The organism is Streptomyces sp. I05A-00742, from assembly GCF_013055795.1.
Lineage (GTDB): Bacteria > Actinomycetota > Actinomycetes > Streptomycetales > Streptomycetaceae > Streptomyces.
Genome location: NZ_JABETO010000001.1, coordinates 239,331 through 261,812 on the forward strand (window position 1 = coordinate 239,331; position 22,482 = coordinate 261,812).

The following is a 22,482-nucleotide window of genomic DNA, read 5'->3' on the forward strand; positions in this document are numbered from 1 at the left end:
GTGTGACAGCCTGGAGGCCCGGGTTCCGGTGGAGGGAGTCGCATGGGCGTGCAGCGGAGTGTTCTGTGGGACATCGACCACACGCTGATCGACACACGTGGGGTGGGACGGGAACTGTCGGGCCTCGCCTTCGAACGGGTCACCGGGCGGCGGATGGAACGGCAAGCGAAGATCGACGGGATCACCGAGCCGGTGATCTTCCGGGAGACCGCCGCGCTTCACGGCCTCACCACCGATCGCGCGGACTTCGAGAGGTTCGCCCGTGCTCTCGGCGAGGCGCATGTGCAGCTCGCGCCGCAGATCTCCGCGAGCGTGGTCACGCCCTGCCCGGTGCGGCCTCGGCGCTGGAATCCGTGGCGGCTCTGCCCGGCTGGGTACAGACCCGTCGTCACAGGCAATGTCCGCGCCGTGGCGGAGATCAAGCTCCAGGTGTTCGGTCTCGACCGTCACATCCGCTGGGGCCTCGGCGCATACGGAGAAGACGCTGACGATCGCCCCGAGCTGGTGCGGCTCGCCTTGGAGCGGGCAGAGCTCACGGCTGAAGCCGCCGTCCTGGTGGACGACACGCCCGCGGGCGTCGAAGCCGGGAAGGCCCACTCACTACAAGTGGTTGGGGTGGCAACGGGCCGGAGCAGCGGCGAGGATCTGCGTCGCGCCGGGGCCGACGTCGTCCTCGACGGTCCAGGACACCACCCGGTTCCTGAGGGCACTCGGCGTATTGGTCCAGTAGTCGAAGCGCGTGTGCGGGTGCGATCCCGGGTGCCCCGAAGTCGCATGCGACGCATGACTTGCCGCTGACCCGGCTGGGGCGCACTCGGCCGCGTCCGAGGCCGGAGCCCTCTTCGTGGCGGCCGACCCGACTGTCACTCGGACGAGCGATTTCATCACGTAGCCGGTGACAGCACACTCGGGAGCAACGGTGCGTACATCGCCTGTGTTTCACCTGACCTGCCTGTTCCGCAGGCCGAAGGAGGACCGTGATGTTTCCCGTGTCCACTCGTGGTGGGACCGCTGCCGGTGCGGTGGCCCTGCTCCTGGCGTCGGCCGCCGTCACGCCGGCCGCTGTCGCCGATGCCCCCCGCGCGCCGTTGGTGACCTACAACTGCGCGGGGGCGATCAACGTGAACGTCCATCCCCTCAACGGCGCCGTGGACGGCAGAAGCGGCGGCGGCTTCCGGTGCGCGACGCCGGACGAGTCCTTCGCGGCCGAACTGACGATGTCCGGCTCGGTGACGAGCAGCGGTGACCTCTTCTACACGACGAGGACCACCGACACCCTCAAGCGGACGGACACGGGGCAGACGCTCAAGTTCACGATCGACCGCCGCTTCGAGCGGGACACCCCCGCTGCGTCCGGCAACGCCACCGAACGCGGTTCCAGCAGTCAGGCACGCGACTCCGGGACCGGCACGTTCAGTACGGGGACGGGCTTGGTGACGTTCCTCATCACCAACAACTACATCCTGGATGTCACGGTGTGACCGTCGAGTGATGGCCTGGTGAATGACGACTTCGGGGGTGCCAGGTAATGGATGCCCCTGATGTCGCCCTGAAGTCACCCCATATTCAAGGGGTGGTAGCGCGATTCAGGAGGCGGCACATGCAGCTCTCACGACCCACCGATCCAGCGTCCACCCACCCCGCCACACCTCCCACTGTGTACGGGCGACGGCCGCGGAGACTCGCAGCCGGCCTCGGCGCCGCGCTGCTGGCGCTGTCCGGGTCCGCCCTCGCCGCACCCGCCACTGCCGCGCAACAGCGAGCCGCCGCTGTCCCGGCGGGTGACTACTGCGGCCCGGCCGACTCCTTCTACGGCGGAGGGCAGTACACCTACGCCGAGGTGCAGGTGTGTCTGCGCTTCGGATCCGGCGGGAACCAGGTGATCGTGAACAACCGCAACGTCCAGTACCTGTGGGGCGGTTCCTGGTACAACGCGTCGTCGAACTACCCCGCCAAGTGGCACGCCGTCGGTTCGGTGAGCGTCGGCGGCCAGTGGGGAAGTTACGCCACCCCCGACCCCGTCACACAAGGGTCCGCCAACGGCTGGGCCGGCGGCGGCTCACCCGCGGCACTCGGCGCCTGCGGTACGTACAACGTCAGCATGATGTTCCGCCAGAACGGCCCGTACTGGACGGACAGCAGCAACGACATCGACTCCGGCGAGCGGTCCTACCAGGTGAGCGTGCCCTGCTGAGGACTTGTCTCCGCAGCGTGGCGTCGGATGCGCCCCAGTGCAGGACCTCGCCCATCGGGGAGGCGCCGAGTGCGAACCGGCAGATGTGGTCGAACTTGTCGGCGACCACCCAGGCGTTGTACTCGTCGGAGGTCAGTTTCCCGTCGCCGTTCGCGTCCATCATGGCGCACACACGCGCTCTCGCGGTGGCGGCGGTCGTCGCGGTGGTGGCGGTTGTACGGGTCGCTCGGGTCTCCTCCTGCTCGGGGGCCAAAAGAGCAGCGGCTCTATGAGAGTTCGTCTTCGGAAGTGCCGGTGCGGGGGCGACGACGCGGCGGCCGTCGGGCCGCCGTGGCGTGTGATTTCCCGGTCCCTCGCTGTGCTGCGTCCCTGAACAGACGTGGTGGGGAGGTGATGTCACTCGGCGGTGCTACTTTCGGCCTCCATGACAGACGTGCATGCCTACACCTTCAATCAGGCTGACGAACTCCTTGCCGCGGTCGCAGCCGGCGAGATGACGACAATCGCCGATATGGCCCGGCGGAAGCTGCACCTCACTGACGACGACAGTGTCTGCGGGATGGTACTTCGTGGCGGTGGACGGTCCTCCTTTGCCGCGGACAATCCGTGGGCGCTCCCGGACGACGGCGACCTGACTGCCCTGCTCAATCGGGTCTGGGCGCCGGTCGCCGCCGAGTGCCCTCAGTTCGTGCAGACGCTGTCCCGCGAAGTGATGGGCGTGGTGTTGGCCCGGAAGGAAGACGAGTACCGCTTGGGCTATATCGCCTTCATGCCCAAATACGGCTGTACGGTGCGTGCGCCGTCGGATGTCTCGGAACTGCCTTCCCTGGCGGTGGACGGACAGCTTCATTGGTTCTGGGGCGGGCCGCCGATGCTGCTGGACGTCGTCGGTACCGCCGGCGCGGAGTTCGTGGTACCCGAACCGGTGCGTATCGTCGCCGCTGTACACGGCACGTTGACGGCGCCCGACATCGAGTGGTCGATGGACACCGGCATGCTGGACGTTTCGTTGGGTGAGGTTCTGCGCGAGCAGTCCGAAGAAGGGAGGGAGGATGACGAGGACGACTTCTTCGCCATGTACGACGATCACCGACTGCTTGCGTCCTGCTCTGCCGCCATACAATCCAGCGTCATCGTTCCGGGAGATGCCGGCCAGGGGGACAGCTGCCTTGTGGCCACATTCGACCATCAGGACATGAACATGGGGGAAATCCGTCCCTTTTGGGAGTGGTTCCGCAACGAGACCTCATTGCTCTTCGGTCTCTGATCCTGGTCACGGTCGGCTGAGGAAAAACCGCCGAGGGCCGGGGTCAACGCGCCGGGGCCCTGTTCGGTCCGGCCATCAGTGATCAAGCCCAACAAGGGGAACAATCCCGACCAACAGCGGTCTTCCGGGCAAGGTGGTACCTCTCATGCACAGGACGTTCACCGGAGAAGAGTTCCGTCAAGCCCTCAACGCCAACACCGTTACCGTCCCCCTCGCCCTGACCGGCATGGTGAAGACGGCCGACGCGGCCGACGTTCTCCAGTTCGCCCTGGGCACGGCGTGCAAGGACTGGACCACCATCCCCGTCCGGCTCATCGACGAGGTGGAACCACTCCGGCACGTCCCCTGCGACGACCACGCGCACCCCCTCGTCCGCCTCACCCTCAAGGACACCGGGACACCGGAGTTCACGGTTCTCACCTCCCTGCTGCGCGCCGCTCAGCAGCAGGCATCGCCGTGCGGAGGTCCGGCCGCCGGACGAGCCGAAGCCGGGGCCGCGCGGCGACCGGCGAACGTCCACATCCCCTATGAGGCGCCGCACGGGCATCGTGCGCCGCATGGATCGGGAGGGGGTACGGAGATCGTGCGGGCGGCCGGTGTCGGCGCCCGGGCCGCGTGTCTCGACGGTGATACGAAGTGCGATGCGAGCGGCACGTGTTGGGGGTGTTGTGGCGGGGACTGGTTCGACGTCGGGCGGTGCGTGTACGGACTGACCTACACGTGCAACGGGACCCGTTACCAAGCGGTCAGCTGCTGGCCGATCGGCTGACGACCCGCCCGGGCGCCCGGATCCCTCCCGACCACGGTCCTGGCCGGAGGCGGGGCCGGCGCTCGATTGACGCGACGGGGGAAGCGAAACGGCTGGCTGCCCGTGGCGAGCGGTGGCGGTACCTCCACGCGGACGGCGACACCGGCCGGCCCTGGTTAGCCTGGTCCGTATGCCCGCCGAGCTCCCGGACCCGCCGTGTCCCGCCGAGGAGATCAACCGTGCCATCCGCGCGTTCCTGAGCGACCGGGACGGCAGGCCGCTGACCCCGGCCGAACGCCGGCAGTACGAGCAGCTGCGGGCCCGGTGGCTGGAGGCCGTGCGGAGGCGGCGCGTGCGTGCCATGACATGACTAGGACATGGCCAGGGCATGCCCAGGGCATACCCAGGGCGGGACCAGGGAGTGAGGTGCGGCCGGTTCCGGGCGGCTCCTCCCGGGGCAGCGTGCGGACGGGCCGGTGACGCGGCACCGGACCCCGGAGCGGGGACGAGCACTCGTTCGGAGGGTTTCACCGCCCAATCCCGGTCACTCGCGGTCACGTCGGGGGACGATGGTGCTCCCTCACCGCTTCGAGGACAGGGGGAGTCATGAAGCTGTCGCGTACGCGGTTGGCGCCGGTGCTCGCCGGGCTGCTCGTGGCGCTGGTGGCCGTCGCTCCGGGCTCGGGTGCCGTCGGCAGGGCCGCCGACCCCGTGCCGCCGGGCGCGGTCGGTCCCTTCCAGGTCCGTAACCAGGGCGCGGACCGCTGCCTGGGCCACCCGGCGGGCGACGACCGGGCCCGGGTGTGGGACTGCGCCCGCGAGACGTACCAGTACTGGTACCTCGTCACCGACCACCGCGGCCGCTACCAGCTGGCCAACGGCAATGACGGACGCTGCCTGACCGGCTGGGCCGAAGGCACCAACGGCTGGTCGGTGTGGAAGGCCGCCTGCGACAGCACGTTCGGCAACGCCGATCAGCTCTGGTACGTACACCAGGCCGACAACCCCGGCCCCGGCCGGATCGCCAACCTCTTCGGCCGCGTCCTCGAACCCGATCGCGGTGAGGCTGGGGCCAACGGGACCCGGGTCGAGATCTGGGACAACCAGGGGCTGCCCTCGCAGCAGTGGAGCCTGGTCTACGTGCAGTGATTCATCCGGTGCAGCAGTGAAGCCCGCGTCCGTATGACGGCTGACCGATCTGGGATCCGAAAGGGGAACGCATGCGACCGCGTCTTTTCACGAGAGCACTCGTCGGCATCACCGCCGTCGTCGGCCTGGCCGCCGGAAGCCTGGCGGGTGCGGGCGCCGGCTTCGCGGCGTCCGCGCCCACCGCGCATCGGGTGGTGAGTTCGGATTCCGTCGCCCTGTTCGCGGTGGAGAACCTCGGCCTGAGCGCCGGGCAGGCCCAGAACATCCAGTGCTGGCTGAGGAAGTTCTGGAGTTACCCCGACGCGATCGACGGGCAGCTGGGCACCAGTAGTTGGCAGGCGTACCAGAGGGCTCTCAAGCACGACTGGGGTTACACCGGCGCGATCGACGGCATCGTCGGGAGCGGCACGGTGATGGCGCTGCAGCGCCAGATGCGGGACGCGGGCTGGGGTTACACCGGGCCGATCGACGGCGTCGCCGGGCCGGACACCAGGGCCGCGTTCAAACGGTTCGCCGATGCCTGTGAAGGAGTGTGCAGGCAACCGGCCGCTCCTTGAGGCGGGCCGGGGGCCACGGGGCGGCCCCGCGAGGGCCGCGGTGCGGGGCCACCCCCGTATCGGCGCGCTTAGCATGCCGCGATGGAGATGTTGCGCGTGGGTCTGGTGGTGCTGGTCATCTGCGGGACGATCTGTGCCGCGCTGACATGGAAGTTCGCCCACCGTTTCGCCGCGGTGCTGAAGGGCACGGCCGTGGAGGGCCGGTGCGTGCGCGCGTACACGTCCGTGGACAGCGACGGCGAGCGGTCGGTGCACCACGTGTACGGCTTCACCACGGAGGCCGGGCAGTACGTGGAGTTCGAGGAGGACGCCCTGCTCATGGAGGAGGGGCAGGCGGTGACCGTCCGGTACCTCCCGCGCAGTCCCGTGCGGTCGGCGACGGTCATGGGGCGGGGCGGCGCGTGGTCGCCCGTGATCCGGCACCTTCTCGGGATCTCCGTCTCGGGGATGTTCACGCTGCTCGGCCTGTTCCTCGTCTGGCTGAGCTGATCGACTGGCTGAGCTGATCGTTCGGCTGAGCTGAGCGGCACGGCGGGCCGAGGCCCGGGGCCCGCTCGGGGGCGTCGACCTGACGGACTCAGTTCCCAGTTCAGCGGTCGCCCCGCCCCGTGCAGATGGGCGTGCGGATGGCCGGGCCCGTCGGTCGTCGTGAGGACGATCCAGGTACCGCCGCGGGGGTCGCCCCGTCCAGCAGTTCGCTCGCCTTCCGCCGGGTGCGTGAGGACGCCATGGGGTGTCGGCCTCCTGTCGTGGTGGGACCCGGCGCGGACCGGGGGCACTCTCCACATGATCGCGCACGGGGCGCGGAGCGGGGAGTTCACGTCGGACCCTCGCCCGGGTCCGCGTCGGAGACGCAGGTCAGGCGGCTCCTCGGCCCGGATAGGCTCGGCGGATGGCCTTCGGAAGGAACAGGAACACCGAGCCGCCGCTCGACGTCGTCGACTGGCGGGACGTCGGGCGGTTCGTGATCGGCTTCGTGGAGCGGGAACAGGGGCCCGGGACCAAGCGCCCGGTGCTGGGGGACCATGCCGTGCGCGTGCCCCGGCGGGACGGCCAGCGGCGGATCAACCCGCCCTGCGCCTTCCTCGCCGGCCGGTCCGGGGTGAGCGCGATATACGAGGACCGGGAGCGGCAACGGCTGCTCTGCACGATCGACAGGTCCGAGGAGGAAGCCGAGGGCGAACGACGTCATCCGGTGCGGGACGCCGAGGACCGGGAGATCGGCGTCATCCGCCGCATCCCCTCCTCGAAGAAGCTGCTCCGGCACACCTGGCGCATCGAGCAGCCGGGCCACCCCGAGATCGTCGGCCGCAACAAATGGGCCGCCATCTCCCCGCAGGACGCGGCGCTCCGCGCCGTGGGCAAGGTCGTCGAGGGGCTGCTGGACTCCGCGTTCTCCGGCGGGGACCCGGACGGGGGCGACGGCCGGGCCGCCCGCGACCGGACGCTGTTGTGGGTCGCGGACGGGGCCGAGGTGATGCAGTCCGTGGGATCCGGGTTCAGCAGCATCAAGGCGGGCTGGCTGGACCGCCGGCTGGCGTTCGCGATGGCGGTCCTGGGCGACCGCTGAACGACCGGACCTGCCCGCGGCGGGGAGAAAATCGCGTGCCTACGTCCGCCTCCCCCCATAACCTGACCCCATGTTCCCCACCCGGACCGCAGGTCCCGCATGCCCCGAGGAGATCAACGACGCGATCCGCAGCTTCCTGGCCGAGCGCAGCAGCCGGGCGCTGACCGGCGCGGAGCGCCAGGAGTACGCCCGTCTGCGGACCGAGTGGCTCGCGGCCACACGGGGGCGCGGGCGGTACTGCACCGCGGCGTGACGGACGGCGGGGGCGGCCGACGCCGCGGTGCCGCTACGGACGGCGTGCCGGTCGTCGTGCCCCGCTTGATGAGGATTTGATGAGCTTCTCCTGAACTCTGCCCGGATCACGGGCCGTTTGTCAGTGCCTCCCCTTAGCCTGTCGGCATGTCCCTGGTCCCCATCCGCCGACAGCCACGCGCCGAACGACAGCCACGCGCCGAAGAGATCAACCGCGCCATCCGTGCCTTCCTGACCGAGCGCCGGGGACGCGCGCTCACCACGACCGAACGCCGGGAGTACGAGCGGATGCGCGCGGACTGGCTGGCCGCCGGCCCGCTGCGACGCCGCGGCGGGCGCTGACCGGCCGCGTACCCCGGCCCCGGCCTTCCCCCTGAACCCTGTTCCTCCCCCTGCCCCTCCAACTTCGTTGCGCCCTGAGATCATTACTCTGCGTGTGAGCATGCCGAGCGAGTGAGGGGGCTGGAGTCGTGGCGGTGGGAGGCGGTTCGGCGGGGCGCAGGGCCCAGGAGGCCCGGCGGTACGAGCGGGAGTTGCGCGAGCAATTGCGGGCGGCCCAGCGGGCGGCCCGCCGCTGGGAGGCGGCGAGCGAGGGCGAACGCCGCATAGCCGCCCGGCTGTTGATGCTCACCGAGCGGGGCTGGCGGCTGCTGGTCGACCGGCGGTGGCCCGGGACGCGCGCGGCCAACGTCGACATGCTGCTGGTCGGCCCCGGCGGCGTCTTCGTCGTCGACGTCAAGAGCTGGCGGTCCGCCCCCGAGGCCGCCGACGGCCGGCTGACCGCGGGCGGCGCCCGGCGCGACGACGAGGTGGGGAAGATGCTGGCCGTGACACGCCTCGCCGAGGGGGCCCTCGCCTCCCTGGGCCTGTCGCCCGTCGCCGTCCAGCCGCTGATGGTCTTCGCGGGCCACTCCGTCGACGGGCGGGTCGGCCGGGTGCGGCTGCTCGGGGAGAACGAGGTGGCACCGGCGCTGATGGCCGAGCGCCCGCGCCTCGCGGGGCCCATGGTCCGGGCGATGGCCGACCACCTGGAACAGGTCTTCCCGGCGTACGAACCGTCCTCCGTACCGGCGGACGCGGGGCCGGACGTACCGACGGACGCAGGGCCGGACGTACCGGCGGGCACGAAACCGGACGCACCGGCGGGCGCGGGACCGGACGGGCCGTCGTCGGCCGGTGCGTCGCCGGACGGACCGCCCGGCGGCCCCACCGGCGGCCCAGCCACCGGCCCCACCACCGGCCCCGCCGGGGACACCCTCTTCGACCTGGACGTCGCCCGCCTCCGCGACGCCGCCCTCGAAGCCGCCNTGGTGGGGCCGGTGGCTGGGCCGCCGGGGACACCCTCTTCGACCTGGACGTCGCCCGCCTCCGCGACGCCGCCCTCGAAGCCGCCCGCCGGGCACCGATCGAGCAGTGGATGACCTTCCTCCACCCCGAGCAGGTGGCCCTCGTCCGGCGCAACTGGTCGGGTCCGGCCCGGATCAGCGGTGCCGCCGGAACCGGCAAGACCGTGGTGGCGCTCCACCGCGCCGCCCACCTCGCCCAGCGCACCACCGGCCGCGTCCTCTACGTCACGTTCGCGAACAACCTCCCCCGGGTGCAGGGCACGTTCCTCAGGTCCATGTCGCCCGCTGCCGCGGACCGGGTCGAGTTCCGGAGCCTGCACGCCTGGGCGCTGAAGTTCCTGGAGGAGCGCGGGACGGCCCACCGGCTGCACGGGGACGGCGCGCGGACGGCGTTCAGCAGGGCGTGGGTGCACTGCGGGCGCGACAGCGTCCTGTCCACGATCGACGCCTCCTCGCACTACTGGCGGGAGGAGATCGACTGCGTGATCAAGGGCCGGGGGATCCGCCGGTTCGAGGAGTACGCGCTGCTCGGCCGCCACCGCCGCCGCATCAACCTCCGCCGTCCCCACCGCGAGGCGGTCTGGGCGCTGTACGAGGAGTACGAGCGCGTCCGTGAGGAGCGCGGCGTCCATGACTTCAACGACGTCCTCAGCCTCGCCCTGGCCGAGGTGCGGGCCCGCCCGGACGGGCTGCCGTACGCGGCCGTGATCGCCGACGAGGTCCAGGACCTCACCCTCGTCGGGGTCCGGCTCCTGCACGCCCTCGTCGGCGACGCCCCCAACGGCCTGCTGCTCGTGGGCGACGGGCAGCAGTCCGTCTACCCAGGCGGATTCCGGCTGACGGACGCCGGGATCGACGTCCGCGGCGACCGCAGCCAGATCCTCCGGACGAACTACCGGAACGCCAAGGAGATCATCGACGCGGCCCTCGCCGTCGTCGCCGGGGACTCCTTCGACGACATCGACGGCACCAGGACAGCCGGCCTCCGGGACATCGACCCCACCTACCACGACGGAACGGTGACCAGGGCGCGGTCACGGAACCCCGCCGAGCACGACGCGGCCCTCCTGACCGCCCTCCGCGAGGCGGGCCGGGAGGCATGGGCCGACTCGGCGGTGCTGTGCCCGTCCCAGCGCGAGACGGACCGCTACCGGCGGCTGCTCGCCGGGGCCGGGATCCCGGTGCACCCGCTGGACCAGTACGACGGGCACCCGGTCGCCGCCGTCAAGCTCGGTACCTACCGCCGCGCCAAGGGGCTGGAGTTCAAGCACGTCTACCTGCCCGACCACGATCCCGTCGTGCCGGCGGCCGCCGACGCCGACATCGTGCGCGAGCGGCAGGAACTCGCCCGGAGCCAGCTCTTCGTCGCCATGACGCGGGCCCGGGACACGCTCTGGCTGGGCACGGTGGAGCGGGAAGCGGTGGGGCGGGAAACGGTGGAACGGACAGCGGTGGAGCGGGCAGCGGCGGAGGGATGACGCGCGCGGGCGGACCGCCCCGCGCGCCCGTGGCCGGGTCGGCTCCGGGCGGGGCGCCGAGGTGCACCATGAAGGGTGCCTCAGGTCACGTCACGCACCGGCCTTCCCCCTTCACCCCCACACCCTTCCGCCACCTCAGGAGCCCGCCCGTGGCAGAGCCCGCCCTCCCCGCCGAACTGATCGCCGTCCGGCACGGCCAGAGCACGGCGAACGTCCTGTTCGACGAGGCCCGCGCCACGGGCGCGCCCGCCGTGCTGCCCGCCGGCTACGACCCGCGCGTACCGCTGTCGGCGCTCGGGCGGGAGCAGGCCGCCGGGCTCGGCGGGTGGCTGGCGGGGGCACCGCCGGACGCCGTGGTCGTCTCGCCCTATGTGCGGGCCCGGGAGACGTGGGAGGGCATGGCGCGGGAGGCCGAACGGCTCGGCTGCCGGACGCCGCTGCCCCCGGCGGTGCTCGATGAGCGGCTGCGCGACCGGGGGATGGGGATCTTCGACGGGCACAACGGGACCGCCCTCCGGCAGCGGGACCCGGAGGAGGGGCTGCGCAGGGAGCGGGCGGGGGAGTGGGACTACCGGCCGCCCGGCGGCGAGTCGCTGCACGACGTCGCCGCCCGCGTCCGCGACCTGCTGCGGGACCACGGCGTCGTCCCGCCCGGGCGGCGGGTGCTGCTGGTGGCCCACGACGCGGTCGTCGTGGCGCTGCGCCACCTGCTCGGCGGGGAGGCACCGGCCCGGCCGTGGCCCGTGCCGAACGCCTCCGTCTCACGGTGGACCGGTGACGGGTCGGGGCTGCGGCTCGCCGAGTTCGGAGTGTGTAACGGGAAGTGAGGGGAGGGCGGCCCTCAGCTCGTCCCCGCCCCGCACAGCGCGTCGTCCACCAGCTTCCGCGTGGCCTTGTTGAACCGCACGCGGTCCGGAGTGTCCCCGGCGCTGGTCACGGACACCGCGACGGAGCGGCGGCCGTCCGGGGTGACGCCGGTGCGGGTGTACGAGCCGAGGCCGTCGCCCTCGTGGTGCCAGTAGCCGCTGCCGCAGCTGAGGGGCGTCCGGCGCAGCCCGAGCCCGTAGCCGCCCTCGGGCCACTCGGCGAGGTCGTCCGTGGCGCCGGACCGGTCCACCGTCCGCTGCATGGCGCGGAGTTGGTCCGGCGGAAGGAGCTTGCCGCCGGCCAGGGCGCGGAAGAACGTGTTGAGGTCGGCGGTGGTGGTGACAAGACCGGAGTCCGCCGTGTGCTGGAGGCTGTGGTCGGTGACGTCCGTCCGTCCGCCGTCGGGGGTGCGCAGGGTGACGCGGGCGTGGGGGCCGGGCAGATAGGGGTTGGCGCCCGGTACGGAGGTGTCGCGCAGGCCCAGCGGGGCGATGACGCGGTGCTCGACCTGCTCGCGCCAGGCCAGGCCGCCCGCCTTCTCGGCGATCATGCCGGCCAGCAGGTAGTTGGTGTTGGAGTACGCCCAGCGCGGGTGCCGGTGGTCCGGGGTGAACAGCGGCCGGTGGCGCATCGCGACGGCCACCCACTTCTCGGCGGGGGTCGCGTCGTGGCGGTTCTCCTCGAAGTGCTCGGCGAGCGCCCGGGCCAGGCCGGGGTCGTTCACGTAGTCGAAGAGGCCGCTCGTCTGCTGGAGTAGGTCCCGGACGGTGATCCGTGAACCGTCGTTGCCGTGGCCGGAGACGACCCCGGGCAGCCACTTCCCGACGGTGTCGTCGAGCGACAGCTTGCCCTCGGCGGCCAGTTGGAGCACGACGACGGCGGTGAACGTCTTCGTGGTGCTCGCGGCCCGGAAGCGCGCGTTCCAGGGCGTCGGTACGGTGCCACCGCCGGCCCGGGCCCGGAGTACGCCGCGTCCCGTGTCCACCTCGGCGAGCACCCGGACGTCCCCGCCCGCCGCCCGTACCTCCCGGACGTCCGCCGCCAGCGTCCGCCGAAGGTCCTCGGCGCCGGGGGCGGCGGCGTTCGTCGGCGGGGCGGTCGTGAGGCCCGTCATCAGGGCCGTCACCACCGCGACCGCCCCGGTGACGAGGGCCGTCCCCGTCCGGCGGCCCGCTCGCCCGCGTCCTTGCACCCGCATGTCGTTCTCTCCTCGCTCCTGTTGACCTGCCGCCTCGTCCTGGCGCCTCGTCCTGCCGTCTTGGCCTGCCGTCTTGGCCTGTCGCCGCTCGGGCGCCGGAGGTACCGCGGACCGGTCGGTCGTCGTTCCGCCGTCGTGCCGACCGCGTACGCCGATCCCATCACCGCCCGGCGGGGCGGGCCATGGGCCTGCGCCCCCGGGGTGGGTGGACCTGGCACCACCACGGTGCACCGGGCACCACCACCAGGCATCGGATGTCCCTGCCGTACCCGTGACCCCATGCGTCCGGGGCCGGTTGGTGCACCGGGGAAGGCCGGGCGCGGATCCGGCGGGAACGGGAACGCGAACAGGAACAGGAACGGGAGCGAGAGCGGGAATGGGAAGGGGCGGGAACGGGGCATGGCCAAGCGCATCACCGGAACGGATCGCGTGATCATGGCGCCTTTCACGGCACAGTGGCCGGACGCGCGGTGCGTGCTCGCGTACGCGAAGCACGGGACGATGGCGGTGGTGGCCGCCCTGCCGGTCCCGGGGGAGTCCCCGGCGGCCTCGTCCCTGTGGGAGGTCGCGGCCCGTCATCTGCCCTCCGCCTCCGCCTCCGCGAACGAGGCGGAGGCGTACGGCAGGTGGCTGCTGGGCGCGGGCTGGAGCATGAGCGTCATGCCGCCGGCCGGCGGGCTCGTCGTCCACGGTGAGCCGTGGACGGTGGACGTGCTGAGGACCGCCGTGCTCAAGGAGCCGGCGTACGGCTCGGACGGGGTGCACGTGGGGCGCTTGGCGTTCGCGAACCCCGAGGTCCTGGAGCGGGCGGAGACGCTGCTCCGCCGGGTCGCGGAGCGGGGGAGCCCGGCGTCGGTGCCGATGGCGGGCGTGAGTGGCGGCCTCCCGGTGGGCTGAGCACCCGGGCCGTCCCCGACGGTCCGGGTGCTCAGGTTCTCCGGGTGACCGGGCGCTCGGACCGCTCCGGTCCGGAACCGGTCAAGTGACCGTGATCGTCCCCGTCATGGAAGGGTGGAACGAGCAGTGGTACGTGAACTGCCCGCGCTGGTTGAAGGTGCGGGAGAAGGTCTGGCCCTGGTTGAGCGGACCGGAGTCGAAGGTGCCGTCGTCCGCCGTGACGGTGTGCGGCGTGCTGTCGTTGTTGGTCCAAGTGACCGTTTCGCCGGCGCCGATGGTCAACTCCGGCGGGACAAAGGTGAAGTCGGTGATCGAGACATCAGCCATGGGAGGTTCTCCTCCGCTCGGGAACGGAGAAATGCCCCGACTCGGGCGCTTCATGCGCGAACTCACCCGTGCGGGTCAGGCGGAGAGGTGCCGGTGGCCCTGCGGTGTTCCGGTGGGTGACAGCCGGACGGCCGGCGCCCGGAGGACGGCCGGTGCGGGTGGCCGGATCTCAGCGCGCCGTTCCAGCCACGCGCGGTACCCCGTGCTGCGGTGCGCGAGGTCCGCGTGGGCGTCGGTCACATCCCCGTACAGCGCGTCGATCTCGGTGATGGACAGCGCGCCGGACCGTGACGCCAGGGACAGTTGCGCCGTGAGCGGGTCCCCGCGCAGAGGGCGGACGACCGTGCCGTCCGTGGGCTCCGCGGTGGGCTGACAGAGGCGCACGGCCTCCCCGGACGCGACGAGGTCGGCGGCGGTGGCGGTGTCGCGCACCTGGAGGAGGCGGGGGTTGAGGCCGGCCGCGGTGAGGGCGCGGCGGAGTGCGGCGCACTCGTGGTCGGCGGTCGGGTCGACGATCCAGGAGTCGTCGACGAGTTCGGACAGCGCCACGCACGGCAGCGCGGCGGCGGGGTGCCCTGCGGCCAGCGCGACGAACCGGGGCTCGCAGGCGACCAGGACACGCCGCTCCAGGCCCGGCGGCAGGTGCAGCGGGAAGCCGGCCGGTTCCTCGACGAGGGCGACGTCGAGCTGGTTGGTGGCGAGCAGTTGGAGCAGGGCGGCCGACGAGACCTCTATGTGGATCGTGGTGTCCGTGCCGGGGAGCCGGCGGTGGACCCGGCGCAGCCACGCGGTCACGAGCGGCCCGCCCACACTCCCGAGGCGCAGGCACATGCCGCCCATGCCGCAGGCGGCGTCACGCGCTGCCATCACCAGGGCGGTCATCTCGGCCACGATGGGGCGGGCCCGGGACAGCACGGAATGGCCGAGGGGCGTGGGACGGCTGCCCGTCTGCCCGCGGGTGAACAGCACCCCGCCGATCGCTCCCTCGATGCGCCTGAGCTGAGTGGTGAGCGAGGGCTGGGTCATGCCCAGCTGTAATGCGGCCTTCCGCACGCTCCCGGTGTCGGCTATGGCGCAAAGCGCTCGGAGGTGCCTGACCTCAAGCTCCACGGTCGGGAGCATAACCGCGCCCCCTTGGTCACACCAGGCACATCTCGGGCAGGTGTGCGGGCGGCTCGCCGGCCGCACGGCACCTCCGCAGGGAATCGCGCGCGCCCTGAGGTGACCGGAGGTTGACCGGAGGCGATTGGCCGGAGCTATCGCCGGTTGGCATCATCCCCGTCGCCGACGGCTCGGCAGACACTCTGCGGGAACCGAAACTTCACCGGTGCGCCGACCGGCCGTGCGTCCCACCCGCGCGGCCCGTGGCCCACCGCAGGAATGGAGTCCCCCACATGAATCACTCCATGCAGCGTTCCCGCAGGCGTTCCGCCGCGTTCGTCGCGGCAGCCGCCCTCGGCCTCGGCGTCCTGGGCACGACGGCGGCCGTGCCGGCGACGGCGGCCACCCAGGCGCCTCAGGCTCCCCAGGCGTCCCGGGCGGAGCAGGGCATCGCGAGATCGTCGTACGTCGGCTCGGCGCAGGAAGAGGCCAACAACAAGGCGTTCTTCGCCGCCGTCATGAAGTCCGCGAAGGCCAAGCAGGCGGCGTCGCCCGGGCTGCGGACCGTCACGGTGACCTACGACGCCCGCCAGGCGCCGAGCTTCGCCAACCAGATAGCGCAGAGCACCCAGATATGGAACAGCTCCGTCCGCAACGTCCGTCTCCAGTCGGGCAGCAACGCGGACTTCCGGTACTACGAGGGCAACGACTCGCGCGGCTCGTACGCGAGCACCGACGGCCACGGCCGGGGGTACATCTTCCTCGACTACCGGCAGAACCAGCAGTACGACTCGGTGCGCGTCACCGCCCACGAGACCGGGCACGTCCTCGGTCTGCCGGACCACTACTCGGGCCCGTGCAGCGAGCTGATGTCCGGCGGCGGCCCCGGCCCGTCCTGCACCAACCGCTACCCGAACGCCAACGAGCGCAGCCGGGTGGACTCGCTGTGGCGCAACGGACTGGCGCCGTTCGACAAGCAGGGCGCGCTGGCGAAGGTGTACTGACGGGGCGTGAACCCTGAGGGTTGCTGACGCGAACCCCGCACAGCACCCTGAGCGACAACGCAGAGCAGCCCGGCCCCTCGTACGGGGCCGGGCCGTTCACCGTCGTGGGTGGTAGGTGCCGGGAGCGCGGGGGAGGCGGAGGCCTGCTGCCCGGGTTCCCCCGGGGCACCCCTCGGGGTCACCCCGCCTCGGCGCCCGCCTCCGTCGCGTGCGGGCGGCGGACGAGGAACGCCGCGCCCGCGCCGGCGAGGAACAGGGCGAAGACGGAGACGGCCGTGCCGATCCACGTCGCGCCGAGCCACTGGCCACCGAAGTAGCCGAGGCACACGCTGTACAGGGCCCAGGTCAGCCCCGCCAGGGCGGACCAGGGCAGGAACTCCCGGACCCGGCGGTGCATCACACCGGCCCCGAGGCTGACCACGGAGCGCCCGGCGGGCGCGAACCGGGCGACGACGACGAGCGCGCCACCGCCGCGCAGCAGCGCGGTGCCCAGCCGCTCCTGGGCGGCGGTGAGCCGGCGGGAGCGGGCGATGGCGCGGTCGAAGCGGTCACCGCCGCGCCAGGCGAGGCGGTAGGCGACGAGGTCGCCCAGGACCGAGGCCGTCGCGGCGCACATCACCAGCGCGAACATCTCGGGAAGGGCGGTGTGGCCGCGCGTGCCCACCGCCGAGCCGGCCGCCGCGGTCGCCGCGGTGATCACGAGCACTCCGCTCGGGAGCACCGGCAGAAAGACGTCGAGCAGCACCGAAAGCCCGACGATGACGTATATCCATGGCGTGTCGGCCAACGCCCCCAACTGATCCAGCACGTCCGCTTCTCCTGGTACGGTCCCCCGCCGCGATGTCGCAGGGGAGCGGCAGGAGCGGCCTTCACAACCGTACACAGTACGCGTGGGGCTCTTGGGGCATGTGAAGGGGGGCGCGCGATGTAGTGCGCATCACGTGCCCCGGAGGGCGGTCCGGGGGAGGGGCGGCGGCGGGCCGTCCGGGCCGTCCGGCCCCCGCCCGGGACCCGTCGGGGATCCCGGAAGGGACGCGCCCGGGTCAGCGGCGGGAGTACAGCCGGCTCAGGGCGATCGGGCCGGGACCGGTGAAGACGAGCAGCAGGAAGGCCCAGCAGAACATCACCGAGGCCTCGCCGCCGTTCTGGATCGGCCACAGGTCCAGCTTCTGGTGCACGTCGAAGTAGGCGTACGCCATGGAACCGGAGGCGATCAGGGCCGCGCCGCGGGTGCCGATACCGAGCATCACCAGGACGCCGCAGACGAGCTGGATGACGGCCGCGTACCAGCCGGGCCAGCTGCCGGCCTCCAGCGTGCCGCCCTGGCCGGCCGCGCCGCCGAGGACACCGAAGAGCGAGGCGGCGCCGTGGCAGGCGAACAGCAGGCCGACGACGATCCGGAAGAGCGACAGGACGTACGGCCGGGCCGCGTCGAGGCGGTCCGTGAGCGGCGCGGAGCCGCGGGGCGATGTCGGGGCCGAGTGGGGGGCGGCCTGAGTGGGTGTGGGGGGCATGGGACTGCTCCTCGTGTCGGGGACGGATACGACGAGAGGTCCAAAGGTTAGGTACCCCTAACGATACTTGCAAGTTCAAGTTCTTCGAAGCCCGGGCGCACCGGCGATTTCCCGGCGTTCTCCGATGTCTTCCCGGTGTCTTCCCGGATCCGGAATCCTCCTCCCGGAGAGGCCCCCTGATTACAGCGTGCGACGTAAAACGGGCCCGTGCGCGCCGCCGCGGCCGTGACCGCCGCCGCTGTCGTGCCGACGCCGCATAGGGGGGTGCGTCAGGGGGTGCATCAGGGGGGACATCGGGGTGGATAGGGGGCGACGGCATGCGCGCCGGTCCCGTACCCTGAGGGGAGCAGAAGGGGAGTAGCTCTTCGCCGGATCGTCGACATACTGCTGGGCCCAGGCCCGGCCGGCGCCCGGAGGCCGTACCCGTAGGACCCGTAGGGGTGCCGGCCAGCGAGACCTTCGGCCGCAGTGTCCATGACGCTGCCGTGCCGAAGCGACCCCTGATCCAGCAGGACCTTCCGGTGCGGCAGCCCCACCGAAGAGGAATTCTGTGATCAGCCTCACCGTCACCGCCCTGGTCTTCGGCGTGATCTTCCTGGCCGAGCTGCCGGACAAGACCGCCCTGGCCTCCCTCATGCTCGGCACCCGCTACCGCGCCTCGTACGTCTTCGCGGGCGTCGCCGCCGCCTTCACCGTCCACGTCGCCCTCGCGATCGCCGCCGGCAGCCTCCTCACCCTCCTCCCGCACCGCCTGCTCCAGGCGATCGTCGGCGCGGCCTTCCTGATCGGCGCCGCGATGCTCCTGTTCAAGGGGGACGACGACGAGGAGGAGGTCCGGAAGCCCGCCGACCAGTCCTTCTGGAAGGTCTCCGGCGCCGGCTTCATGCTCATCCTCGTCGCCGAGTTCGGCGACCTCACCCAGATCATGACCGCCAACCTCGCCGCCCGTTACGACGACCCCGTCTCCGTCGGCCTCGGCGCGGTCCTCGGCCTCTGGGCCGTCGCCGGTCTGGGCATCGTGGGCGGCCGGACGCTGATGCGGTACGTGCCCCTGAAGCTGATCACCAGGGTCGCGGCGCTGGTGATGCTGGCCCTGGCGGGGTTCAGCCTGTACGAGGCGGCGATGGGGTAGGGGGCGGGACCGAGGGGACGACGGCCTCCCGCGCCGCGCACGTCACAGCCGGCCCCGGGCGCTCCACCGGTTCGCTTCGCCCACCCTCCGCCTCAACTCGTCCCGGCGCGCGAGGGCGGAGTCGCCACGGCCGCGGACCGTGGCCCGCACGATGCCCCGCACCTGGCGGGTCGCCCCGTAGGGGTGGGGCCTCAGGGGCGGCTCCAGGGACGGCGATTCCAGGGACGGCGGTCCCAGGGCGCGGGCGAGCGCGCCGTAGTCGGCCGCCCGGCGGGTGCCGCAGACGCCGCACGTCCGCATCCCGTCCACGGTGGACCAGGCGGGCCCCGGATGGGCGCAGAATCCGGGCCGCGGGGGCTCGTTCACCGGCAGTACAGAAGTCCGAACCGCGGTCATGAGTGGCCCACTCGCAGATGCAGGCCCATTTCCACGACGAGCGCCTCGGCCGTGCGGCGGTCGCCCCGCCCGTCGGCCGCGTACCAGTTTCTCTTCAGCGCCCCGCAGCGCGTGCACCGTGCGGTGAAGGGCCGAGCGCCCTCGCTCTCCGGGCGGATATTCTGGGACGGCATCGAAACTCCTGGTATGGCAGGGGTGAGATGTCGGCCTCGGCGGGGCTCGCCCGGTGGTTCCAGCACCGGAGAGCGGATATCCGCCGAGGCTCTTTTGCGTGCTCGTGAAGGGCCCGGCGGGACGCGCCGGGGCGGTGCCGGAGCGGCATTCCCTTGCCGCCGGCAGTGTGACTGTGACGCTACTCGCAGCATTTCTGCGAGTCAAGAAGCTCTGCGCCTATGCCAGTTCACCCGGTTTCTGCGATTCTTGGTGCGACACGAGGGGAGAACGCCCATGACCGCGGGATTCGGCCTGGTCGTACGGTTCACGCTGCGCGGCGGCGAGGAAGTGGCCGCTGTTTTCGACGAGTTGGCGTCCCGCACGCTCGAAGGCATCCGGCGGCACGAACCGCGCACCCTGGTGTATGCGACCCATCGGGTGCCGGACGAACCTGCGGTGCGGGTCTTCTACGAGCTGTACGCGGACCGGGCCGCGTTCGACGAGCACGAACGCCAGCCGCATGTCCGGCATTTCCTCGCAGAACGCGAGGAGTATGTCGACCGCGTCGACGTCACTTTTCTGGAACACCTCGACGGAAAGGCGTGAACGCGCGGTGACCGGTAACGGGAGGCGGGAGTTCGGAGCGCGCGTCGCGGAGATCCGTACCCGGCGCGGGCTGACGCAGAAGGAACTGGCCGCACGCATCGGACGTACCACGAGCTGGCTCTCCCAGGTCGAGCGCGGTGTCCAGCCCGTCAACCGGCTCGACGTGCTGAACCGGCTGGCGGACGGACTCGGCGTCCCCGTAAGGGAGCTCCGTCCCGACGCGCCACCACCGGCCGACGAACCGCCGGAGCGGCCCGTCGAGCCCAATGCCCTGGACCGGGCCCGGCTCCTGCTCTCCGGCCATCCGGCGCTCGGGGCGCTCCTGTCCCCGGACGCGGCGCGCCAGGAGCCCCCGCTGTCCGACCTCCGGCGGGATGTCGAGCACGTGTGGTCCCTCGCTCACGGCGACCGGTATGCCGAGCTCGGCTCCGCCCTGAACTCGCTCCTCCCCAGCCTGGAGCGGGTGGCCCGCACGGCCGGCAAGCGTGAACGGGCCATGGCCTACGGCCTCCTCGCCCGCACCTACCAGGCGTTGTCGGCCGCCTTCACCCGGCAGGACGAGGCCGACGCCGCCTGGGTCGCCGCAGACCGCTCCATCGCCGCGGCGGAGATGTCCGGCCACGTCCTCGACGTCTTCGCCGGAACCTACCGGCTCGCGCACGCCTGCGTCCGGCTCGGCCGCTACGACCAGGCCGAACACGTCGCGCAGGCGGCGGTGGACGCGCTCGGTCGGAACAGCGAGGAAACCGCCTCCTCCGCCGAGGAGCTGTCACTCCTCGGCTCCTTCCACCTCGTACTCGCCGTGATCCACGCCCGGCGCGGCGACCGCGCGGGCGCCCGCAGGGAGACGGAACACGCCCGCCACGTGGCGCGGCGCGTCGGGCGGAACCGGAACGACTTCGACCTCGAGTTCGGCCCGACCAATGTCGAGATCCAGGCGGTGTCCGTGGCCGTCGAACTGGGCGACGCGGGAGAAGCCCTCGCCATCGGCCTCCAGCTGGACCCGTCCGGCCTCTCCACCGAACGCCGTGCCCGCCTCGCCCTCGACGTCGGCCGGGCCCACGCCCAGCTCAGGCATGTCGACGACGCCGTGGACTGCTTCCTGACCGCCGAGCACCTGGCCCCCGAGACGGTCCGCACCCACGAGGCCGCCCGCTCGGCCATCCGCGACCTGCTGCTCGTCGCCGGCCGCTCGGCGCCGCCGGCGCTGCGGGGGCTGGCGCAGCGTACGGAGGCGGTGGGGTAGACGAGCCCGGTCCTGGGGCTCGGGCATCTCCGGCCCGGCCACCGGGCCCCGTTCCGGTGGCGATGTCAGTGCCGCCTGATATCCAGGTTCACATGACAGACGCGACGTACTCCCAACTGAGCGGCATCATCGACGAGTTCGCCAGTTCGCTTGAGGTGGACGCGCAAGTCGCCTGCCTCTACGTCCTGATCACACCTCTGCTCGGCCGTATCGAGCAGGCCGAGGAGGAGTACGACGACGTTCCCGTCCCCCCGTCCTCCGGAGTGGTGCGGGCACTCCGCAGAGCAGCCGCCGGGGAGCCGGTCGACGCCGACGCGGTCCACGAGCGTCTGACCGCCGTGGCCCTGACCTGCTCGGAAGACCAGGACTCGGAGCGGCACATCATGGCCGCTTCGGCCCTCGCGGCAGCCGCCTGGCTGGGGCTGAGGGAGGGGCGGGAGCTGCGCACGGCCAGCCTCAAGGAGGGATTCGAGGACGGAGAGGACCTCGTTCCGCCGTACGCTCCATCGGTGTTCACGCAGATCGTCGACCTGCTGGCATGGACCCGGTCGGGTCAGATGTACACGTTCTGGGAGGACGCCGGCGCCGATCCCGACCTGTGCGATCTCCCGGCGGCGACGCGCGAGCCCAGGGCGATGTATCTGGAGATCACTGCTTGAGGCGCAGCCGGGCGCTCCGGATTGTGATCACAGCCCACCAGGTGCTGCTGTCAGCATTGCATCACCGCCCACACCCGATCGAACCGCGCTGTTTCCAAGTCCTCGGCGCGAATCCAGAAGTAGAGTCCACCGCCGCCTCCCCAGCACCAGCCACTTTCGGCGTCCGAGCCGAGTTGCAGGAGCAGACGCCAGTCGGCGGCCCTGGTCCCGGCGTCGAGTTCATCCCAGTCCTCCCGTGACAGGATCCTGCCAGGGGCAAACCGGTCCAGGCCGTCCCGGACGAAGCCGCTTTCCCGCTGGCATGTCGTCGTCATTCCGCCCTGCAGCAGATGCGGCCAGCCCAACAACTGGTGAAAGGCCGGGCCGCCGCCCACTGCGTCATCCACGTCAGCCGGCTCCGCAGTCAGACCGAGGTCCTGGAAGACGCAGTCGTCCTCGGTGGCACTGGGCAAGGTCATTGCTGCCTCGAACCGGATGCGGCGGCTCGTGAACGTGACCCAATCCTCCGGCGGTGGCAGCGGCAATACCTCGCCGTGGTCCCAGCGCACCCGCCATTTGCCGGGGTTGGGGGATACGAGGGTCCATGGCTGGTCTTCGGTGTCGTAGAAGAAGGAGAGCAGCCCATGATCCGGCAACGGGCCATCCGGCCACACCCGGGCGACCTCGGCGAGGTCGGGCTGGGCGAGCAGGTCCAACGGGCCGTCCTCCGAGGCCGGCCAGAGCGTTCCCGCGGTGGGCCAAGGGGCCGCCTCCCAGACGCGACCCCGGTGCATGGGCATCGACGGGACCGCTCGGCGATATGCGCAAGGCCGGGCGGTTCA

Annotated in this window: 29 protein-coding genes; 21 read left to right on the forward strand and 8 right to left on the reverse strand. The window is 71.8% G+C overall.

Going from position 1 to position 22,482, the window contains the following annotated elements:
• The first annotated feature begins 42 nt into the window (after positions 1 to 42).
• The 15 genes from HN013_RS01135 to HN013_RS01205 all read left to right on the forward strand — a co-directional run bounded on the left by HN013_RS01135 (position 43) and on the right by HN013_RS01205 (position 11,388).
• Positions 43 to 798 (forward strand): HAD family hydrolase, encoded by a 756-nt coding sequence (locus tag HN013_RS01135; protein ID WP_171161891.1) that lies wholly within the window; start codon positions 43 to 45, stop codon positions 796 to 798.
• Between the two features lie 182 nt (positions 799 to 980).
• On the forward strand, positions 981 to 1,481 hold the full coding sequence (locus tag HN013_RS01140; RefSeq protein WP_212763791.1) for a hypothetical protein: 501 nt from the start codon (positions 981 to 983) through the stop codon (positions 1,479 to 1,481).
• 119 nt (positions 1,482 to 1,600) lie between these two features.
• Positions 1,601 to 2,194: a hypothetical protein gene (locus HN013_RS01145; protein ID WP_171161893.1), complete on the forward strand. Its 594-nt coding sequence runs from the start codon at positions 1,601 to 1,603 to the stop codon at positions 2,192 to 2,194.
• Positions 2,195 to 2,618: 424 nt separating this feature from the next.
• Positions 2,619 to 3,461, forward strand: a complete 843-nt coding sequence (locus HN013_RS01150) for a hypothetical protein (RefSeq protein ID WP_171161895.1) — start codon at positions 2,619 to 2,621, stop codon at positions 3,459 to 3,461.
• Positions 3,462 to 3,606: 145 nt separating this feature from the next.
• Positions 3,607 to 4,230, forward strand: a complete 624-nt coding sequence (locus HN013_RS01155) for a hypothetical protein (RefSeq protein ID WP_171161899.1) — start codon at positions 3,607 to 3,609, stop codon at positions 4,228 to 4,230.
• Positions 4,231 to 4,399: 169 nt separating this feature from the next.
• Positions 4,400 to 4,579 (forward strand): hypothetical protein, encoded by a 180-nt coding sequence (locus HN013_RS01160; RefSeq protein ID WP_171161901.1) that lies wholly within the window; start codon positions 4,400 to 4,402, stop codon positions 4,577 to 4,579.
• Positions 4,580 to 4,815: 236 nt separating this feature from the next.
• The gene (locus HN013_RS01165) at positions 4,816 to 5,358 is read left to right on the forward strand and encodes an RICIN domain-containing protein (RefSeq protein WP_171161903.1); all 543 of its coding nucleotides are present in this window, start codon (positions 4,816 to 4,818) and stop codon (positions 5,356 to 5,358) included.
• Positions 5,359 to 5,429: 71 nt separating this feature from the next.
• On the forward strand, positions 5,430 to 5,915 hold the full coding sequence (locus HN013_RS01170; RefSeq protein ID WP_171161905.1) for a peptidoglycan-binding protein: 486 nt from the start codon (positions 5,430 to 5,432) through the stop codon (positions 5,913 to 5,915).
• 81 nt (positions 5,916 to 5,996) lie between these two features.
• Positions 5,997 to 6,404: a DUF3592 domain-containing protein gene (locus HN013_RS01175; protein ID WP_171161907.1), complete on the forward strand. Its 408-nt coding sequence runs from the start codon at positions 5,997 to 5,999 to the stop codon at positions 6,402 to 6,404.
• A 403-nt stretch (positions 6,405 to 6,807) separates the two neighbouring features.
• A complete protein-coding gene (locus HN013_RS01180; protein ID WP_171161909.1) occupies positions 6,808 to 7,485 on the forward strand; it encodes a hypothetical protein in 678 nt (225 codons plus the stop codon).
• A gap of 70 nt (positions 7,486 to 7,555) precedes the next feature.
• Positions 7,556 to 7,738 carry a hypothetical protein gene (locus tag HN013_RS01185; RefSeq protein WP_171161911.1) on the forward strand — a complete coding sequence of 61 codons (183 nt, stop codon included), beginning with the start codon at positions 7,556 to 7,558 and terminating at the stop codon, positions 7,736 to 7,738.
• 146 nt (positions 7,739 to 7,884) lie between these two features.
• Complete coding sequence (locus tag HN013_RS01190) at positions 7,885 to 8,079, forward strand: hypothetical protein (RefSeq protein ID WP_171161913.1); 195 nt, start codon at positions 7,885 to 7,887, stop codon at positions 8,077 to 8,079.
• A 128-nt stretch (positions 8,080 to 8,207) separates the two neighbouring features.
• A complete protein-coding gene (locus tag HN013_RS01195) occupies positions 8,208 to 9,158 on the forward strand; it encodes an NERD domain-containing protein (RefSeq protein ID WP_312018451.1) in 951 nt (316 codons plus the stop codon).
• On the forward strand, positions 9,155 to 10,561 hold the full coding sequence (locus tag HN013_RS01200; RefSeq protein ID WP_171161915.1) for a UvrD-helicase domain-containing protein: 1,407 nt from the start codon (positions 9,155 to 9,157) through the stop codon (positions 10,559 to 10,561). The genes HN013_RS01195 and HN013_RS01200 overlap by 4 nt, the downstream gene beginning before the upstream one ends.
• Before the next feature lie 149 nt (positions 10,562 to 10,710).
• Entirely contained in the window at positions 10,711 to 11,388 is a 678-nt protein-coding gene (locus HN013_RS01205; protein WP_312018452.1) for a histidine phosphatase family protein, read from the forward strand.
• A 14-nt stretch (positions 11,389 to 11,402) separates the two neighbouring features.
• Here the strand turns inward: HN013_RS01205 and HN013_RS01210 are convergent, their stop codons facing one another.
• Complete coding sequence (locus HN013_RS01210; RefSeq protein WP_171161918.1) at positions 11,403 to 12,626, reverse strand: serine hydrolase; 1,224 nt, start codon at positions 12,624 to 12,626, stop codon at positions 11,403 to 11,405.
• Positions 12,627 to 13,025: 399 nt separating this feature from the next.
• On the opposite strand from HN013_RS01210, the gene HN013_RS01215 reads away from it, so the two are divergent.
• Entirely contained in the window at positions 13,026 to 13,523 is a 498-nt protein-coding gene (locus HN013_RS01215) for a hypothetical protein (RefSeq protein ID WP_171161919.1), read from the forward strand.
• A gap of 81 nt (positions 13,524 to 13,604) precedes the next feature.
• On the opposite strand, the gene HN013_RS01220 is transcribed toward HN013_RS01215, so the two are convergent.
• Together HN013_RS01220 and HN013_RS01225 are read right to left on the reverse strand one after the other, a co-directional pair.
• Positions 13,605 to 13,850 (reverse strand): cupredoxin family copper-binding protein, encoded by a 246-nt coding sequence (locus HN013_RS01220; protein ID WP_171161920.1) that lies wholly within the window; start codon positions 13,848 to 13,850, stop codon positions 13,605 to 13,607.
• 75 nt (positions 13,851 to 13,925) lie between these two features.
• On the reverse strand, positions 13,926 to 14,972 hold the full coding sequence (locus HN013_RS01225; protein WP_171161921.1) for a LysR family transcriptional regulator: 1,047 nt from the start codon (positions 14,970 to 14,972) through the stop codon (positions 13,926 to 13,928).
• A 272-nt stretch (positions 14,973 to 15,244) separates the two neighbouring features.
• Between HN013_RS01225 and snpA the strand changes: the two genes are divergently transcribed.
• Positions 15,245 to 15,955, forward strand: coding sequence for a snapalysin (gene snpA / locus HN013_RS01230; protein WP_171161922.1), 711 nt, complete (start codon positions 15,245 to 15,247; stop codon positions 15,953 to 15,955).
• A gap of 178 nt (positions 15,956 to 16,133) precedes the next feature.
• Here the strand turns inward: snpA and HN013_RS01235 are convergent, their stop codons facing one another.
• Together HN013_RS01235 and HN013_RS01240 are read right to left on the reverse strand one after the other, a co-directional pair.
• Positions 16,134 to 16,763, reverse strand: a complete 630-nt coding sequence (locus HN013_RS01235) for a VTT domain-containing protein (protein ID WP_171161923.1) — start codon at positions 16,761 to 16,763, stop codon at positions 16,134 to 16,136.
• Between the two features lie 235 nt (positions 16,764 to 16,998).
• Positions 16,999 to 17,469, reverse strand: coding sequence for a DoxX family protein (locus tag HN013_RS01240; RefSeq protein ID WP_212763792.1), 471 nt, complete (start codon positions 17,467 to 17,469; stop codon positions 16,999 to 17,001).
• Positions 17,470 to 18,019: 550 nt separating this feature from the next.
• On the opposite strand from HN013_RS01240, the gene HN013_RS01245 reads away from it, so the two are divergent.
• Complete coding sequence (locus tag HN013_RS01245; RefSeq protein ID WP_171161925.1) at positions 18,020 to 18,601, forward strand: TMEM165/GDT1 family protein; 582 nt, start codon at positions 18,020 to 18,022, stop codon at positions 18,599 to 18,601.
• Between the two features lie 42 nt (positions 18,602 to 18,643).
• On the opposite strand, the gene HN013_RS01250 is transcribed toward HN013_RS01245, so the two are convergent.
• Together HN013_RS01250 and HN013_RS01255 are read right to left on the reverse strand one after the other, a co-directional pair.
• Positions 18,644 to 18,967: a DUF6255 family natural product biosynthesis protein gene (locus tag HN013_RS01250; protein WP_171161927.1), complete on the reverse strand. Its 324-nt coding sequence runs from the start codon at positions 18,965 to 18,967 to the stop codon at positions 18,644 to 18,646.
• A gap of 26 nt (positions 18,968 to 18,993) precedes the next feature.
• Positions 18,994 to 19,170, reverse strand: a complete 177-nt coding sequence (locus HN013_RS01255) for a hypothetical protein (protein ID WP_171161929.1) — start codon at positions 19,168 to 19,170, stop codon at positions 18,994 to 18,996.
• Between the two features lie 274 nt (positions 19,171 to 19,444).
• Here HN013_RS01255 and HN013_RS01260 point away from each other — a divergent pair, with 274 nt between their 5' ends.
• From HN013_RS01260 to HN013_RS01270, 3 genes are all read left to right on the forward strand, one after another.
• A complete protein-coding gene (locus HN013_RS01260; RefSeq protein ID WP_171161931.1) occupies positions 19,445 to 19,756 on the forward strand; it encodes a putative quinol monooxygenase in 312 nt (103 codons plus the stop codon).
• A 7-nt stretch (positions 19,757 to 19,763) separates the two neighbouring features.
• The gene (locus HN013_RS01265) at positions 19,764 to 21,002 is read left to right on the forward strand and encodes a helix-turn-helix transcriptional regulator (RefSeq protein WP_312018453.1); all 1,239 of its coding nucleotides are present in this window, start codon (positions 19,764 to 19,766) and stop codon (positions 21,000 to 21,002) included.
• Between the two features lie 92 nt (positions 21,003 to 21,094).
• Complete coding sequence (locus HN013_RS01270) at positions 21,095 to 21,661, forward strand: hypothetical protein (RefSeq protein ID WP_171161935.1); 567 nt, start codon at positions 21,095 to 21,097, stop codon at positions 21,659 to 21,661.
• Between the two features lie 50 nt (positions 21,662 to 21,711).
• Here HN013_RS01270 and HN013_RS01275 read toward each other — a convergent pair whose 3' ends face one another.
• The gene (locus HN013_RS01275; protein ID WP_312018454.1) at positions 21,712 to 22,440 is read right to left on the reverse strand and encodes a YwqG family protein; all 729 of its coding nucleotides are present in this window, start codon (positions 22,438 to 22,440) and stop codon (positions 21,712 to 21,714) included.
• Positions 22,441 to 22,482: the final 42 nt, after the last annotated feature.